We start from the raw sequence: 16608 nt of genomic DNA, 5'->3' as shown, positions 1-16608 counted from the left end.
AGGAGTAACTTTGGTACGGTGGCACTGCCCTTGCCGGGGCATTATCAAATCGTAATGTTTTAGCGGCTCAGGGCGCCAGTTGGTTAACATAAACTTCACTATCGGATATTGAATCGCGCCGTGTTTCTCGGCTCCAAAGCTTGGCAAGCGAACCTACCTGGAAATTTCCCCTGCTAACACCGCTCGTCCGTGCACCGCCAAGGTTGCTGAAAACCTCTGGCACCCAAACTTGCGGATTACATCCAGTACGCGCGCTTCGTAGGCAGCGTGACCGATCAAACGACACAGGTCGGACGCGTGGAACTGGCGGTTCGCAGTCGGGGCGGCTTGCATCTGTCTCAGCAATTCGCGCTCTTTGGGGTCTGCTACCCGCTTCTGCGATGGTTTCACCTCGGGACGAGGCCGAGTCCCCGGCGAATTCCGCCATCGGCGCATGAAGCCAAGCAGGAAGCCGGCCGGCACCCTGCCGTTGCCTCGGGACCGATTGAAGGCGAGGAAGCGGTCCCAAATGACCTGGGTGTCGACGTTCCAGCAGGGCAACGTGGCCTTCGCTGCTTTGATGAGCTCTGCCCAACTGGTCTGAAAAACATTCGAACTCGCTGTGATGTCGATCAGTCCTGAGAAGATAGTTTTGTTATTATTATCTCTAGATAGTGATGTGTCGCCTTCACCTGACACGAGATCATGGGTTTCACTCTCTTCGTCGAAGGCGGAAAACCGAAAGATCCAGGGCGCGAACTTGCCATTCGGCTTCGCCCGCTCGAGCTGCAACTCCGACGTCTCAAGTTCGTTCAAAAGAACCGAAAGATATTGTCTTGAGACACCCATCTTCTCCGCTAGGGCAGAGAGGGTGAAGGCTGCCGTTCCGCGCGACAAACCGTTGTAGCCATCCTTCCAGGCGATGGCATCGAGGATAAGGGTGGCAAGCTTGTGCGCTGCAACAGAGAGATTTGTCTGCGTGATCCGTCGTAGGATCAGGCCGGTCGTAGGTTCCATGGTCGAGGTCTCCTTGGAGATCCGACGCCATGTCGTGAGACAACAACATTCTTGCCAGCAAAACAACTTTGCTGGTTGCAGGTGTCTTAGCCGTGCGCTAGGAAACTCTTGTTCACGGAGTTTTCTTGCACGGCGTCAGGCTTCACGGTCTGGCGTCGTCTCCTTTTCGGGGGTTTTGCACAGCCTCCCGTGCGGGGTTGTGAGGACGCGCGCGGCAAGACCGCGCGCAGATTTTGTCAGTAGCGAACTTCTTCAGAACCATAGTTCCCGGCGTGATCACGCCAGTCGACGAAGACGGAGCGGTAGAAGTAGCTGCCACATCCATTCGGGATCCTCAGGCCGGATGCGGCCGGCACCTGGCCCACGTTGGATCTTGTCCATCGGTAACCGCCTTGCACGCCGTAGGACCCCAACCGCGTGGAGTCGCTGCGATTGCAGTCGCCATCTCGGTTTTCGTGCTGGCGGTACTGGATGTGATAGACCCGTATGCTGCGCACGAAATCAAAGGCGTCGCCTGAGATGTCGATGTCAGCTTGCTCATCTGCTTGGACGTGAACAAGGGGTATCGGAGTCGATTCCTGCGGTTCGGGCGGATCGCGGAACGTGGTGTCATTAAGGCGTTCCATAGGCGACATCGGGCTGGGATCGTTGAACGACACACCCATCGGACACCGCCAGATTTGTAAGGGCGGCTCGATCGGCCATGGTGTGATCCGCCGAATGAAGACCGCTCTGGCATGCGCGCAGGGCGCGGAGGCAGGCCAGCCGCCCGCAAGGCAGAGGAGGATTGCACAGTCGACCTGATAGGCTTGAGCCGGACCTGACGAGGCCATTAGTCCGGATATGGTTAGTGCCGTGGCTGTTGCCACGCTGTGGATCACGTGCTTCATGATGCCGACTCCATCTATAATGGTGCAGCGATACGAAACAACATTAATGATAGCAAGAAGATTTGATTGATGGTTGCTTGCGACTGTTCGCTTGTGTCGCTTGACCGCTTCCAAGATCTGACGCCGGTTCTGGCTGCTTCTGCGTCTTGAAAGTGGCCAAAATTGCGGACCCCTTTCACGTTAGCTGCTAAACAAACGTCTGTTACAAAGGGGAAATTGGGTGTTCCAATGTGGCCGCGAAAGTGGTCACGGAAGGACAGATCGAATGAGCCCTCCAAACCGCGTGGCGCAGCGCTCGTGGCCTCGGGAAGGGCTGTATCGGGAAACTGCCGGGCCCGGCTCTCCGCATGGAATCCGGGATCAGAAGGGCGGGAGCAGCCAGCGAGCCGATTTGGGGCCCAAGTTGGGATCGAGCATGAGCTTGAATATCTATGTCAGTATCTGATACGATTGAGCATGGATAGGAGAGTCTGATGCCAAACGTCCACCTGACCGAACCGATGCAGAAATATGTGCAGGCGCAGATCGAGTCCGGCGCCTACGCCAATCTGAGCGAAGTCGTGCGCGCCGGCGTAAGGATGCTGATGGAGAAGGATGGCGCCCGGCAGTTCTATTCCCTCAAGGCCGACCTAGAGGAAGCAGCCTCCCTGGCCGAAAATGGGGATTTCGCCGAGTTCGATGCTCATGCCTTCGAACCGGATGCGTTTGATCGCTGACCCACATGACTATTCGGCTTTCCGGTCGGGCCAGGGCCGACCTTGAAGAGATCCGTGCCTACACCGTCGAAACTTGGGGTAGGGATCAATGGCTCGTCTATTACCGCCAGTTGGTTAACGCCTTCGAGCAGATCACCGGGGATCCCGACCGGGGTCGGGACAGGAGTCTCTTCGTTCCGGGGATGCGGTCCGTCAACTGCCAACGTCACGTGATCTTCTACAAGCGGCTAGATGCCGCGGATGGGGCGGCAGTCATCCTGCGCATCGTGCACCAGCGCCGCAACATGCCCGCGCTCGTCTACTACGAGGGTCTCGACGGCGGTTAAGCTCTTGCGTTTCCTCATTTCAATGGCTCGACCAGTCTTCCATAGTCTTCACTGACCTCGTGAAACGCGCGTTGGCGCCCGGCATTGAGGCAACGGAAGTAGTCCTACACATCGGCAAAGTGGATCTCAAAATCGCTCAAACCCGACCAATTTGAATGTTGGAAGCGCTAAGAATTACTGCTTCGATACCTGGTCATCACGCGAGCACTCAATTCCCATTGTGATCATGTTGATGTGGCTCGGTTTTTGTGCGCTGAAGAAACCAATGCTCAAAGATCAATACACAAGCCATGATCGCGAATGCGACCACTACAATCATTGGATCGCTCTGCCACTTTAGTGAAGCGAATACGACAAGCACGATCGCGTCGAGACCGATTGCAGTCAACATGATCCATCCATGCGCAGAAAGCTCGGCCCTAAGGTTTCGGTACACTCCCCAGTGAATAACCATATCCATTACAAGGTAAAAGAAGGCCCCCATAGAAGCTATTCGGCTAACGTCGAAGAGAATGGTCAGCAGGCTCGCAATCACTACTGTGTAGATCAGTGTATGGTCGCGGACTCCGCCTGACATCCCAAAATGACTGTGCGGGATCAATTTCATCTCTGTCAGCATTGCCAACATACGAGATACCGCAAAGATGCTGGCAATCACGCCTGATGCAGTTGCGATCAAAGCGAGCGCGACGGTCAGATAGAAGCCCGTTTCCCCAAGGGACGGTGCTGCCGCTTCCGCGAGCGCATAGTCTTTTGCTTCGACGATCTTGCCAAGCGGCAAGCTGCTTCCCACCGCAAATGCTACCAAGAGATACACCACTACGCAGACCGCCAATGAAATGATGATCGCGCGTCCGATGTTGCGGTGTGGGTCCACTATCTCGGCGCCGCTGTTGGTGATTGTCGTGAACCCTTTGAATGCCAGAATTGCCAACGCTGTGGCACCAACAAATCCACTGAGACCCTGTGAAGCTGTTCCATCTCCTGTTGTGCCAAAAGTAAACCCGCCGGCCCAAAGCGCAGAGATCCCAAACAGAGTGATACCGCCAACTTTCAGTACGGCGAGCAATTGGGAAATCCAGCCTACAGAGCGGTTGCCCGAGATGTTGACGACATAGGCTGCGATAATGAGAGCAACGCCTATTGCCGGAACCAGTAAGCCATCTGGTGCAATGCCCAGTCCACGGAGCAAATAGTTTGCGAAGGTCCGTGCGACTAGGCTTTCGTTAATGACCATTGACAGAGCCATAAGCAAAGCCGCTGCAGCGGCTACGGCGGTTGGTCCATAGGCCTTTTGCAGGATCATTCCAATTCCGCCAGCTGACGGGTAGGCATTGGACATTCTTATGTAAGTGTAAGCGCTGAAGGCTGTAACGATGGCTCCAACGATGAACACAAGTGGAAAGGTAGGGCCGGCCAGTTCCGCAATTTGGCCTGTGAGTGCCAGAATTCCGGCGCCAATCATGACACCAGTCCCCATGGCGACGGCATCCCAAAGAGAAATGCTGCCCGCTTTATAGTCGCTATTCATCGTCGATCTGCTTTCTATTTTTGAGGGTCAAAAAGACAAAAGGCAGTGCTGTCACAACCCCAAGTCCTATCGTGATCCATTCAGCCGTTCCCCAATCCCCTGACATGGCCACAGCTCCAAAATGGGCAAGAACAAAACTCGCCGGCAAAATCCCGGCAAAAGTTGCCAGCATGAAGCGCCATAGATGAAGTTGGCTCAAGCCCGCAACATAGCTGATTGCATCGAAAGAAACGAATGGAAGCAGGCGGGACGCAAACACTGATAACATCAGAGCCTTTTGCGACCCCAACAGCCCGAACTCTGAATATTTACCCAAAAAACGCCGAACTGTGCTTCGACCGAGTTTTCGCGCGATGACAAATGCGATTGTAGCACCGAGCTCCGAGCCTATGGCTACGTAGGCGGCTCCGAGATAGTGGCCAAATGCAGCCCCGGCGGCTAGTGCGATTGGTGCGCTCGGTATGGGGCTTGCGACAATCGCGAGGGCCATGAGTGCAATAACCGCGAGGGGGCCAACGGCTCCGGCATTTTCAATATGGCGCTGCACTTCAGCCTGTGAAAAGGCGACCCCAAGATTGCTCAGAGAAACCGTGCCCGAAAAAAGGCCGAAAACTGCAAGAGACAGAACAGTTGCTATCGCCAAACAACCAATCAGGCGACCATATCCCCATGCTTGCACGATCATGTGACCGTGAACTGCGCCATCATTCCTCCATCTTCGTGTTCAAGGATGTGACAGTGATACATGAAGGGATTGGCGCGATCTGCCGTCTGCTCAAAGCTGACCAGGATATCGACACGGCCATTTACGAGCACGGTATCCTTCCAGCCAGAATTTTGTATGCTTGGTTTCTTTCCGTTTTCGGCGAGCACCTGAAACCTCACGCCATGAACATGAAACGGGTGCATCATCATGTTTGAGGAGACTTGCCAAATCTCGGTCGCCCCCTTCGAAAGAGACAAGTCTATCCTCCCCATGTCGAAGGACTGCCCATTGATCGCAAACCGATCATTCGACCTACGCATCATCATGCCCATCCCCATTGGCATATCGAGTGTGATCTGACGTGTATTGACTGATCGGGCCTCACTGTCAGGCAGGACGCCGCCCAAGTCGGCGGGTATTTCCAGAATGCGGGCAGGAAGTCTCACATCCACACCAAAGGGTAGAACTACGAAGCTCCCCCCAGCAGTGCTCGCGCCGCCCATCATCCCACCCATCATCTGATTGGGATTTGCAGAGGATACCAGCGTGCCAGCCTCTCCTCCCGAAAAATCGACGAGGACTTCGTATCGTTCGCCGGGAGCGATCACGAGGGACTCAATTGCGACAGGTTGATTAAGATAGCCACTGTCCGTCGCGATGAGGTGCATCTCGCGACGGTCAGAAAACGATAGGGGATAAATCCTCGCGTTCGAGCCGTTGAGCAAGCGCAAACGGACAATACCGCGAGGGACGACAGCCTGGGTGCCTAGCTGACCGTTAACAAGAATGACATTTCCCATGAAACCCATCATCTGATCTGGCATAGACAGGCCATAATCGATGCGGCCCTGCCGGTCGAACCGGCGGTCTTGCAGAACCAATGTCAAATCATCGACGCCGTATGAGATCGGGAGACCCCGAGCATCGTCCCGACCGTCATCAACGTGGATCACACCGGCCAATCCCCTTTGAACTTGTCGTCCGGTGTCGCCATGAACGTGCGAGTGGTACCAAAGAGTAGCGGGTGGTTGTGTCAGATCCAGTTCGGGAGACCAAGTCGTGCCCGGTTCAATCGTCTGGTGTGGGCCGCCGTCAACTTCGCCGGGTATCAGCATACCGTGCCAGTGCACCGAGATTTTCTCTGACAGCGTATTGTCGATCTGTGCTTGCGTCGAAGCTCCTGCGGGAAGACGTAGTGTAGGCCCCAAAAAGGATTGGTTGAACCCCCAGGTTTCGCCGCCGCCCAGTCCTGTAAAATCGGTCTTGCCCTTTTGGGCAGTCAGACGGAAATGCCGATCGCGGGTTGCGTCGAGCAATGGTGGCATAGCCAACGCCCTGACACTCTCCTGTGCGATGGCCGCCAGCGGACCTGTGGCAAACGGCAGGCCAGCCAAGCCGGCGATGAAGGCTCTACGATTGGTCATGGTATAGCTTGTGTCTCACGCTAGCTCACTTGGGAGGGCGGCCAGTGCGGCTTCTCTTGTTACTGTCGGCAGACCTTGCTCGATCCAGCCGGATCTCCCCGGGGCGCCAAGCATCCCGCCTACGGCGTCAACAAAGCCGGCAGCTTTCGCTTCACGCAACTTGCTCATTACGAGACCTGAGCGATGGCCGGTCCGACAAATCAGGGCGACCGGGCGTCCCGCAGCAAGATCGCGGGCGGCGAAGAGGCGCTCCCCGAACCGCGGATGGGTCATGTCGATTGGCCACGCCCCCTCCGCGACGCCGGTATCTTGCCATTCCTCGGGTCTGCGAATGTCCACAAGCCTTGCCAAATCGCTTTTCAGCGCATCATGGAGAGTATCGAGCGCCCATACGTCATGGTTGTCAGCCCAAGCTGGCGAATAGGCAAGCAAGGTGCTCGATGCGAACAGGCCAAAAGTTTGACGGCGGCTCAGCATGGTCTGCCTCCTCAGTTTAGTTTATGCGTTGTCAACCGCAGATCGCAGCATATCGCGCACCTGCGCGGCGACTTCGTGCAGCTTCTCATTCTCGACAGCGGCCATCGAAGCCACAGGATCAACAGCGCTGATTTCAGTGCCGTTTTCGACCGTCCGCAAGATCACGTTGCAAGGCAGCATCGATCCTATACGGGGCTCCAGCCCAATGGCCTCCCATGCCATATGAGGGTTGCACGCACCCAGAATGCGGTATCCATCCATGTCGCGGTCAATCTTTTTCTTCATTGTTGCCTGGACGTCGATTTCGGTCAGTACACCAAATCCCTTTTCTTTCAGGGCTTCGCGCAGGCGCATCTCCGCATCATCAATCGCCGTATTGGGCAGATGTCTGTTGTAGGTATAACTCATTTTGAGCCCTCTCGATCTTGTTCAGGCAAACCCAAAGCGCCGAACCGTTGACGGGCTTGCCTGAATGGGGAAATTCTGAACGACGGGGTTCAGTTGTCTTGGTCCGTCATCATTCCGGGATTTGCTGTCATACCCTGTGCCATGTTGTCGGCAGGGGCGACTATTTCGCCTTGAGAAATCTGGCCGTCGCCATCAGCATCGAGCATCTGGAAACGATCGACCATGGTCTCGCGCATCGCCTTGGCGTGAAGCGACGCGAATTCGTCAATCGAGAGCGTGCCGTTACCGTCGGCGTCATAGTCCGACAGCATCGACTGAAGGCCCTCATGCGCCTCTTCGGGAGACACTGCGCCGTTTCCATCCATATCGAACATTGACATCATGTTGCCCCCCATCATCGGGAACATACCTTGACCGGTTGTGCTTGGTCCCATGATGCTGCCGTTTCCGCTCATCATGCCCGAATGCATTTGCATCATCATGCGCATCATGCCGTGCATCATCTGAAGATGCTCGGCCATCTGACTGGGATCCATCATGCCGCCACCCATCAGCATTCCGGGCCCGCCCGTCCCTGCCATCGGTTGAGCAAGTACATTGGGAGAGACGCTTTCAGCGCCCGCAGCTTGGTGATGGCTGTCATCGGCGAGCGCAGCACCTGCTGTGAGAACGGCAACCAGAAGACCGGTAGAAATTTTTGTTGAGTAGGACATTTTGAAGCCTTTCCTTCTTTTGACCTCATACAACTTGGCATCAAACATTTGAATGTAAGGACGTACACCCGTGGATTTGTATCCGTCTGTCGCAATGGACAGGGGCTGATACAATTGGCGACAAAAAGGAACCTGACCGTCTGATTTCCAATGCTTTAGAAGGGCCCCATGCAACACGCGCCACATATTCTCGTCGTGGATGACCATGAACAGATCCGGAAAAGTGTAACCCGCTATCTGGAAAAGAATGGCATGCGAGCAACCGCTGCCAAGGATGCGGCGGAGATGGACGCGAAGCTGGCTGTCGGAAGCTTCGACCTACTGGTCCTGGATATCATGATGCCTGGCGAGGATGGCCTTTCCGTTTGCCAACGTCTGTCAAGCGAAGGGCGACTGCCGATCATCATGTTGACCGCGCTCGGTGAAGATGCGGACCGTATTGTCGGTTTGGAGATCGGTGCGGACGATTATCTTCCCAAGCCGTTTAATCCACGCGAACTCCTTGCGAGGATCAAAGCCGTCCTGCGAAGAAGCGAGCACAAAGAAGCCTTCACCGGATCTCTGAGCGGCCGCAAAGTCCGCTTTGCACACCTTACCTTGGATGTAGACCGGCAGGTGCTTCTCGACGACGCGGGACAAGAGACCGCTCTTACGGTCGCAGAATTCAAACTGCTGACGGTCCTTCTGGAGCGCCCTCGGATGGTGTTGAGCCGCGATCAGTTGCTAGATCTTTCTCAGGGCATTTCCGCTGGTCCGTTGGACAGGAAAATTGACAACCAGATTTCGCGCCTTCGGCGAAAGCTCGAGCCCGACATTCTCCGTCCACGTATTATCAAGACGATCAGAAGCGGCGGCTACTGCCTGTCGGTCGACGTCGAGGTGTCCGAATGATCTGGCGGCTCCTACGATCTCTCCGGATCCAACTCGTTCTTCTCATCATTATCGCGTTGGGGATCGCACAGTTTGTCAGCCTGTGGCTCTTCGCCGATGAACGAAGCCTCGCCATACGGGCTGCTCTTGGGTTTGAGGCAGCTGGACGAGCGGCAAATGTTGCGCGCTTGATTGAAGAGGCACCCGCTGACCTGCGCCCATCAATTATCCGCGCGGCGAACTCGCCCCTTGTTCGCTTTGACCTCGGGACGAAGCCGCTTGTGCAACATAGCGACCATTCGGATGGCGGGTTGGTTGAAACCCGCGTCCGCGCACTCCTGAACGACAGCTACAGTCGCGACATTCGTGTAGAGCTTCACCAGATCCAAGGCGCGATCCTGCCGCTACCGAACCTGTCGCACGAAATGACCGAGATGCACTTGGCCATGATGCGAGGTGAACTGTCCGCTATCGAGATGAACCTTTCAATTTCGATCGCCGGTGGCCAGTGGTTGAACGTAAGTACGCGCTTTGAGCGTCCGCCGATCCAGTGGCCGCTTTATTCCATGCTGACATTTGGTCTGACGGCAATGGCCCTGTTGGTCGCAGTGAGCTGGTTTGTCATGACCGGACTGCTGGGCCCTCTGCGGCGATTGGCCGGGGCGTCGGAACGATTGGGGCGTGGAGAAGACATAGACGCGTTGCCAGAACGGGGACCCCAGGAGGTTCGGGAGCTGACCGCTGGTTTCAACCGCATGCAGGACAGGCTGACACGGTTCGTTGCCGACCGAACGAGGGTTCTGGCGGCCCTTGGACATGATCTTCGATCTCCGCTTACCGCAATGAGAGTACATTCAGAAATGGTAGAGGAAGACGAAACCCGAGAGAGTCTCGTCGCAACCGTCGAAGAAATGCAGTCGATGGTGGAAGCAACCCTTACCTTCGCGAAAGGTCTCTCAGGGAACGAACCAATGCAGGATGTTGACCTGCAATCGTTCCTAGAAGCTCTGCGGGGGGATATGGTCGTACCGTTTGTGCTCTCTGACGGCCCCGAAGTCACGGTTCGATTGCGCCCCAATGCCATTCGACGGGCATTGCGAAACGTGATCGAGAACGCGGTGCGCTACGGCGGGTCCGCAACGCTGGGCTGGATATCAGCCGATGGGGAAATAGAAATTTCCGTCACTGACAGAGGGCCGGGGATTCCAACCGCAGAATTGGAACGCGTATTTGACCCATTCTTCAGGCTTGAAGAAAGCCGATCTCTGGAAACCGGCGGGCATGGGCTGGGCCTGTCGATCGCAAGGTCCATTCTTCGCGCGCAGGGTGGGGAGATCAGTCTGGCGAACCACCCGGACGGCGGGCTTATCGCGACAATTCGATTGCCAGTTGCTGAAACATGAAATGACAGAAAAGGAAACCGACATGCTTAGACTTACCAACACAACCGCAGCATTCACGCTGTTCGCGACGGCCGCCATGGCGGACCCAGGCGGAGATTATTACGGCCACATGTGGGGCGGTGGATTTGGAATGCTGGGAGGGCTGATGATGATCGTGTTCTGGGGCGTGATTATTGCGCTGATATTCTTCGCCGTTCGCTGGTTCAGCGAAAAGGACCGTGTTTCCGGGTCTAGTGCTCAGGACATTCTCAGGGATCGCTTCGCGCGCGGTGAGATTGATGAAGACGAGTATCGCAAGCGCAAGGCCGCTTTAGACGACTGAGAAACTGATCACCAGTCGATCCCACTGCCAAAGATCATGAGGCTCCTATGACCCCGGAACTCGGCCATTTTGTGCTGGCCCTCGCATTGGCGTTGGCCATCGTCCAATCGACTATTCCTCTTTTCGGCGCGGCCCGGGGCAATCTTCTCTGGATGCGTTCAGCCCGGTCAACTGCTTTTGGGCAGGTCGTCTTCGTCGGACTTGCCTTTGCCGCCTTGATGCGCGCTTTTGTTGTCTCTGATTTCACTGTTTTGAACGTCGCGAACAATTCGCATTCGCTGAAACCAATGATCTTCAAAGTCGCGGCGACTTGGGGAAGTCATGAAGGATCGTTGCTGCTCTGGGTCTTCATTCTGACCATCTTCGGTGCTGCGGTTGCTGCTTTCGGCTCAAACCTACCGGAAACACTTCGAGCGCGAACTTTGGCAATGCAGGCATGGATCAGCGTCGGGTTTCTGTCCTTCCTTCTCTTTACATCCAATCCGTTCGAGCGCGTCTTTCCTCCGCCGCTTGATGGCGCTGACCTCAATCCTCTGCTCCAGGATATCGGCCTCGCGATGCACCCGCCGCTGCTGTATTTTGGATATGTCGGCTTCTCGATCGTCTTTTCGTTTGCAGCCGCAGCCTTGATCGAGGGACGGATCGACACAGCCTGGGCAAGATGGGTTCGACCCTGGACACTGGCCGCGTGGATCAGCCTGACTGCGGGGATAGCTCTCGGATCGTGGTGGGCATATTACGAACTGGGTTGGGGTGGATGGTGGTTCTGGGACCCGGTTGAAAATGTCAGTTTTATGCCCTGGCTTCTCGGGACAGCACTTCTCCATTCGGCGATTGTCACTGAAAAGCGTGACGCGTTCAAAAGCTGGACAATCCTGCTCGCGATCTTGACGTTTTCGCTGTCACTCCTCGGCACATTTGTGGTTCGGTCTGGCTTGCTGACCTCTGTGCATGCTTTTGCCGTGGATCCGGAGCGAGGCCTATACATTCTTGGCCTGCTTGCGATTTCAATTGGTGGCTCACTTGCACTCTATGCGTGGCGGGCGCCAATGATGGAAGGTGGCGGGTTGTTTAAGCCGATTAGTCGAGAGGCAGGGTTGTTGCTAAACAACCTGATCCTGGCTACAGCGACTGGCACGGTTCTGTTCGGTACGCTTTATCCGCTGTTTCTCGAAGCCGTTTCTGGTGACAAGATTTCCGTCGGTCCGCCGTTCTTCAATGGCGCGTTCGTACCAATGATGCTCCCCTTGGTTTTTGTCATGGGTCTCGGGCCGTTTTTGTCCTGGAAACGAGCCGATCTGGTCGGAGTGCTTCAACGTGTCCGCTTCGTGGTGGTGCTGGCGGTGCTGGCAACGCTCGCAATTTGGTATTTCGCCAAAGGCGGGCCCGTGTTGGCATATCTTTCGATCCTCATCGCGCTTTGGTTGTTTTTTGCTTCCTTACGTGAATGGGCGCTGCGGGTTCGTTTGTTCGAGGTTCCGCTCCAGGAAAGCATCCGGCGTGCCCGCAATTTGCCCCGCGCGGCGCATGGAATGACGCTCGCTCATGCGGGAGTTGCGGTCTTGATGATCGGCATGATTGGCTCTTCGGTTTGGAAATCTGAAGAGATCGCATTTGTAGAGCCCGGCACGAGTGTCAACATTGCGGGATTTGATGTCACATTTGAAGGTGTGCAGCGCGTTCGTGGCCCGAACTATATTGCGGATCAGGGAACCCTGCGCGTCGAAAGGGGCGGCTCTTTCGTGACGGCTCTCAAACCTGAGCGGCGCAGCTATCCGGTCGCACAAAGTACGACAACAGAATCGGCGATACGGTCAACCCTGGCGGGAGACCTATACGCTTCGATCACGGAACCCTCTCTGGACAAAGCCGAAGAGAGCGGTGCCTGGACTCTGCGTATTCTCTATGAGCCATTCGTCGGCTTGCTTTGGTTGGGTGCGGCCATGCTTGTCATAGGCGGCAGTCTGTCCTTGTCCGATCGCCGCTTCCGTGTCGGGGCACCCCAAAGCTCCAAGGCACGATCCACGAAACCGGTCGTAGCGGAGTGAGCAATGAAACGAGCTGTAGCGATTATTCCCTTGGTACTGGCAGTGATTGTCGGCGGATTTTTCTTGTGGGGCCTGAATCCCAATCGTGACCCAAGCGAGATTCCTTCGGTTCTCATTTCTCAGCCAGCTCCCTCGTTCAATCTCGGGCCGGTGCCGGGTCTTGATGTACAGGGACTGTCTCGGGAAAACCTGCTCGGAAACCCAACGCCAGTCGTCGTCAATGTCTTCGCTTCCTGGTGCGTTCCCTGTCGTGCCGAACACGCGGTTCTGAGCGCTTTGGTTGAGCGCGATGGCGTGCGTTTGTTCGGGATCAACTACAAGGATCAACCCGCAGACGCGGTCAATTGGCTTCGAAATCTCGGGAACCCGTACGAACGTATTGGCTCGGATCTGTCAGGTCGTGCCGGGATCGAGTGGGGGATTTCGGGTGTGCCCGAGACATTCATTGTCGGAGGCGATGGAACGGTGCTCTACCGATACGTCGGCCCGATCGTCGGTGAAGAGGCTGTATCAGCCTTTCGCCAAGCTCTCCGACAAGCGGGTGTGTTAGAGGAGAGGAGCTGACATGCGTAGTTTCTTCCTTGTGTTGGCACTCATCATGCCAATGTCTGCGCAGGCTGTTGAGCCCGACGAAATCCTCTCCGATCCAATCCTCGAGGCTCGGGCACGGGAGGTTTCCAGGCAGCTTCGCTGCGTAGTTTGCCAAAATCAGGATATTGACAGCTCGAACGCCGGCGTTGCGCGCGACCTACGACTTTTGGTCCGGGAACGGTTGGTTGCGGGTGACACGAACGAAGATGCAATTGCTTTCATCCAAGCGAGATACGGCGACTACGTTCTACTGAAGCCTCCGTTTAAACCCGAGACCTACGCTCTCTGGTTTACCCCCCCACTCCTTGGGCTCTTGGCTCTGGGGATCGGTGGCGGCATCCTGATGGGCTCTCGAAAAAGAAAAAAAATCGCAGACCTGAGCGATGACGAGGAGGCCGAGGTCGCACGCATTTTCACTTCATCCAGCGAAGGGGACCACCGATGATATGGATTGCAATGGCAGTCCTCGCCTTGACTGCCTCAGGGATTGTTGCGGCTTCGGCGTGGAAGCCTGCCTTGGTGCAAGGTCCGGCCGAAGACAGGACTCTCGCAGTTTTGAAGGACCAGTTGTCTGAAGTCGATCGGGATGCTGAACGCGGCCTGCTTTCAGTCGCAGAGGCGCATGCGGCGCGACAGGAAATCAAGCGGCGGGTTCTCTCCGTGGGGAGAGTAAAAAACACCGGGGAATCCAGCGGCGGCGGCAGGGTCATACTCATGGCTGCTGCGGTCTTTGTGCCGCTGTTCGCGGCGGGGTATTACAGTTTTGCTGGAGCGCCAAACCTATCCAGCATCGCTTTCGAGGATCGCCAGGCAGAGGTCGCGCAAAATCGTGAAATCGAAGCGTTGGCGCAGAAGCTATTGCAGCGGTTGCAGGCGGATTCAGAAGGCGGAGCCTTGGAGGGCTGGATGCTCCTTGGACAGACCTTCATGAAATTGGGCCGCGCTTCGGATGCCGCATCGGCCTACGAGCGTGCAACACAATCCATGAATGCCGATTCTGCTGTGTTTTCGATCTATGCGGAAGCTCTCATCGTTTCCGAACAGGGGATCGTGACACCCCAAGCGAAGCGGGCCATTGCAAGAGCACTTGAGCTCGATCCGACCAATCCTGCTGGAACTTTTTACGATGCTGTCGGGCTTGCGCAAGCGGGTGCGAATGAGCAGGCCTACAATCGTCTTCTCACGCGATTGGACGAAGTGGATGGGTTCGCACCCTGGATGGAAACATTTGTCGCGGAAGCAAACCGGATAGGTGCGGCACTAGGCCGAGCGCCTATCAGTTTGTCGGATTATGCTCCAGTAATGTCAGGCAATTCGCCCGGCCCCACTGCTGCAGATGTCGAAGCGGCCAGCCAGATGGATGATGTCGATCGAGATGCATTTATCCGATCCATGGTGGAACGTTTGGCAACACGCCTTGAGGCTGAACCAGACGATATCGATGGATGGATGCGTCTTGGCAGGGCCTACAGGGTGCTCGGCGAAACTGACCTCGCCTTGAACGCGTACAGTCGAGCCAAAGAGCTATTGGTGCCCGTTTCCTCCGAAGACCCGCGCCAAAGTGTCATTTTGCAGTCCTTGGAAGAACTCCAGTCGGGCCAATAGCCCGCGGAAGCTTCACTCGCGATGAACAAACCATGAGAGAGCACGAACGGCGTATGTGCACGATCCGACCTCACCCGAATGACTAGAAAGAATGTCCATGCCTTTGTCCGCACTTCCGTTCCCAAATATCGGGCCGGATATATTTTCGGTTGAGATCGGCACGTTTACGTTGACTCTCCGCTGGTATGCGTTGGCCTATATCATCGGCCTTCTCGTCGGCTGGAGAATTTGTGTTGCCACGGTCAAACGCGCCGCTCTGTGGCCTGCATCGGGCGCCCCGCTAACACCGCGCCAAATTGAGGATCTTTTGACCTGGATTATCATCGGGGTGATCGTTGGCGGGCGGTTAGGGTTCGTGATGTTCTATCAGCGCGGGTTCTATCTTGCCAATCCGTTAGAAATTCTGAAGGTCTGGCAAGGGGGAATGTCATTTCATGGTGGGTTTGCTGGAGTAACCATTGCCGCGCTTGTTTATGGCATCCGTCAGCGTATGCCGCTCCTGAGCATGGCTGACCTTCTCGCTCTGGCAACGCCTCCGGGCTTGTTCTTGGGCCGGATCGCAAATTTCATAAACAATGAACTATGGGGCCGCCCATCGGACATGCCCTGGGCCGTCATATTTCCCGGTGACGCAGCGCAATCATGCCCGGGAATAACCGACATTTGCGCACGGCATCCTTCGCAACTGTACGAAGCCCTTTTGGAAGGCCTGTTGCTTGGCTTCGCTCTCCTATTCCTTGCGTGGCGGCGCGGATGGCTTAGGACACCAGGGGCAATTTGCGGGCTCTTCCTGGCCGGATATGGTTTTGCGAGAAGTTTTGTAGAGTTGTTTCGCCAGCCCGACGCTCAATTCGCAGACGTGAACAATCCGATTGGGTATGTTGTGCAGTTTGGTGACTGGGGGCTTACGATGGGGCAAGTCCTTTCCTTGCCGATGTTAGCCGCGGGATTTGGATTACTTTGGCTGGCGCAGAAGCGGTCCGCCATAGGATCGGCATCTTAGGGCGCAAATGAAACTTTCGACGCATTGCCTTATTCTACTGCGATATCCCCTGACGCTTCAGTCGTGATCCTCCTCACCCATTTGGTGCATCATTTCTTCAATCTTTTCGGGGATGTCGCCGGCAGAGAATGCCTTCTGTTCTTCGGAATCGTGAACGAACGCGATGATATCGGCAAGCTCCTGACCTGTGAATTCAATTTGCCCGCCGAGCTCATCCTCTTGGGCAGCGACCATCGCCGGCGCGCCGCGCCACATTCGGGCGGCAAATTCAAACGGGTTCATTGGCAGGTCCATATACGCTGCATCAAGGGCGGGGGCATCCTCGCCTCCGACCCCGTTGATAGAATGACAAACGACACAGCCTTTCGAGGCGAACAGCGCACGCCCCTTGGCTGCATCCATGTTTGGCAGGAACAGTCCGGAGCTCATCATCTGACTCATCGCCCCATTATCTGTCATATGCCCGCTGTCTTGGGCGCCGACTGGCAGCGCCCACACCACAGCAATGGCTAAGATCATCTGTCTGGAAATGTAGGTCATTTTGGTCTCCTTGGTTTGCAGGTGATTGTCTGAACGCTG

General features: G+C 55.9%; 19 protein-coding genes. 10 read left to right on the top strand and 9 right to left on the bottom strand.

Annotated elements, in window-relative coordinates; translation table 11 throughout:
* Positions 1-153 precede the first annotated feature (153 nt).
* Together M4578_RS11900 and M4578_RS11895 are read right to left on the bottom strand one after the other, a co-directional pair.
* A complete protein-coding gene (locus M4578_RS11900) occupies positions 154-996 on the bottom strand; it encodes a hypothetical protein (protein ID WP_258093569.1) in 843 nt (280 codons plus the stop codon).
* Between the two features lie 236 nt (positions 997-1232).
* Positions 1233-1886, bottom strand: a complete 654-nt coding sequence (locus tag M4578_RS11895; protein WP_258093568.1) for a hypothetical protein — start codon at positions 1884-1886, stop codon at positions 1233-1235.
* A gap of 473 nt (positions 1887-2359) precedes the next feature.
* Between M4578_RS11895 and M4578_RS11890 the strand changes: the two genes are divergently transcribed.
* Positions 2360-2602, top strand: a complete 243-nt coding sequence (locus tag M4578_RS11890; RefSeq protein ID WP_028095408.1) for a type II toxin-antitoxin system ParD family antitoxin — start codon at positions 2360-2362, stop codon at positions 2600-2602.
* Between the two features lie 5 nt (positions 2603-2607).
* Complete coding sequence (locus M4578_RS11885; RefSeq protein ID WP_028095409.1) at positions 2608-2928, top strand: type II toxin-antitoxin system RelE/ParE family toxin; 321 nt, start codon at positions 2608-2610, stop codon at positions 2926-2928.
* A 208-nt stretch (positions 2929-3136) separates the two neighbouring features.
* On the opposite strand, the gene M4578_RS11880 is transcribed toward M4578_RS11885, so the two are convergent.
* The 6 genes from M4578_RS11880 to M4578_RS11855 all read right to left on the bottom strand — a co-directional run bounded on the left by M4578_RS11880 (position 3137) and on the right by M4578_RS11855 (position 8394).
* Positions 3137-4459 (bottom strand): APC family permease, encoded by a 1323-nt coding sequence (locus M4578_RS11880; RefSeq protein ID WP_028095410.1) that lies wholly within the window; start codon positions 4457-4459, stop codon positions 3137-3139.
* The gene (locus M4578_RS11875) at positions 4452-5144 is read right to left on the bottom strand and encodes a TVP38/TMEM64 family protein (protein WP_028095411.1); all 693 of its coding nucleotides are present in this window, start codon (positions 5142-5144) and stop codon (positions 4452-4454) included. Before M4578_RS11875 ends, M4578_RS11880 begins: the two co-directional genes overlap by 8 nt.
* Positions 5141-6589 (bottom strand): multicopper oxidase family protein, encoded by a 1449-nt coding sequence (locus M4578_RS11870; protein ID WP_028095412.1) that lies wholly within the window; start codon positions 6587-6589, stop codon positions 5141-5143. Before M4578_RS11870 ends, M4578_RS11875 begins: the two co-directional genes overlap by 4 nt.
* Before the next feature lie 15 nt (positions 6590-6604).
* Positions 6605-7066 carry a rhodanese-like domain-containing protein gene (locus tag M4578_RS11865; protein WP_035367136.1) on the bottom strand — a complete coding sequence of 154 codons (462 nt, stop codon included), beginning with the start codon at positions 7064-7066 and terminating at the stop codon, positions 6605-6607.
* Between the two features lie 21 nt (positions 7067-7087).
* Positions 7088-7474 carry a DUF302 domain-containing protein gene (locus M4578_RS11860; protein ID WP_009573613.1) on the bottom strand — a complete coding sequence of 129 codons (387 nt, stop codon included), beginning with the start codon at positions 7472-7474 and terminating at the stop codon, positions 7088-7090.
* A gap of 89 nt (positions 7475-7563) precedes the next feature.
* Complete coding sequence (locus tag M4578_RS11855) at positions 7564-8394, bottom strand: EF-hand domain-containing protein (RefSeq protein ID WP_229861857.1); 831 nt, start codon at positions 8392-8394, stop codon at positions 7564-7566.
* Between M4578_RS11855 and M4578_RS11850 the strand changes: the two genes are divergently transcribed.
* The 8 genes from M4578_RS11850 (at position 8356) to lgt (ending at position 16029) form a co-directional block, all read left to right on the top strand.
* Positions 8356-9078, top strand: coding sequence for a response regulator (locus tag M4578_RS11850; protein WP_009573615.1), 723 nt, complete (start codon positions 8356-8358; stop codon positions 9076-9078). The two genes, M4578_RS11855 and M4578_RS11850, sit on opposite strands and share 39 nt — an antisense overlap.
* Positions 9075-10460 carry an ATP-binding protein gene (locus M4578_RS11845; protein ID WP_028095414.1) on the top strand — a complete coding sequence of 462 codons (1386 nt, stop codon included), beginning with the start codon at positions 9075-9077 and terminating at the stop codon, positions 10458-10460. The genes M4578_RS11850 and M4578_RS11845 overlap by 4 nt, the downstream gene beginning before the upstream one ends.
* A 22-nt stretch (positions 10461-10482) precedes the next feature.
* Complete coding sequence (locus tag M4578_RS11840; RefSeq protein WP_198431755.1) at positions 10483-10782, top strand: SHOCT domain-containing protein; 300 nt, start codon at positions 10483-10485, stop codon at positions 10780-10782.
* 47 nt (positions 10783-10829) lie between these two features.
* A complete protein-coding gene (locus tag M4578_RS11835; RefSeq protein WP_258093567.1) occupies positions 10830-12830 on the top strand; it encodes a heme lyase CcmF/NrfE family subunit in 2001 nt (666 codons plus the stop codon).
* Between the two features lie 3 nt (positions 12831-12833).
* Positions 12834-13394, top strand: a complete 561-nt coding sequence (locus M4578_RS11830; protein ID WP_038068298.1) for a DsbE family thiol:disulfide interchange protein — start codon at positions 12834-12836, stop codon at positions 13392-13394.
* 1 nt (position 13395) lies between these two features.
* Positions 13396-13866 carry a cytochrome c-type biogenesis protein gene (locus M4578_RS11825; protein ID WP_028095417.1) on the top strand — a complete coding sequence of 157 codons (471 nt, stop codon included), beginning with the start codon at positions 13396-13398 and terminating at the stop codon, positions 13864-13866.
* Positions 13863-15026 carry a c-type cytochrome biogenesis protein CcmI gene (gene ccmI, locus M4578_RS11820; protein ID WP_038068299.1) on the top strand — a complete coding sequence of 388 codons (1164 nt, stop codon included), beginning with the start codon at positions 13863-13865 and terminating at the stop codon, positions 15024-15026. The genes M4578_RS11825 and ccmI overlap by 4 nt, the downstream gene beginning before the upstream one ends.
* Positions 15027-15123: 97 nt before the next feature.
* Complete coding sequence (lgt, locus tag M4578_RS11815) at positions 15124-16029, top strand: prolipoprotein diacylglyceryl transferase (protein ID WP_028095401.1); 906 nt, start codon at positions 15124-15126, stop codon at positions 16027-16029.
* A gap of 57 nt (positions 16030-16086) precedes the next feature.
* Here the strand turns inward: lgt and M4578_RS11810 are convergent, their stop codons facing one another.
* The gene (locus M4578_RS11810) at positions 16087-16569 is read right to left on the bottom strand and encodes a c-type cytochrome (protein ID WP_009573623.1); all 483 of its coding nucleotides are present in this window, start codon (positions 16567-16569) and stop codon (positions 16087-16089) included.
* Positions 16570-16608: the final 39 nt, after the last annotated feature.

The organism is Salipiger pentaromativorans, from assembly GCF_024721115.1.
GTDB lineage: Bacteria > Pseudomonadota > Alphaproteobacteria > Rhodobacterales > Rhodobacteraceae > Salipiger > Salipiger pentaromativorans.
The sequence above is the reverse complement of the archived record's forward strand: the minus strand, read 5'-3'. Positions and strand labels throughout refer to the sequence as shown.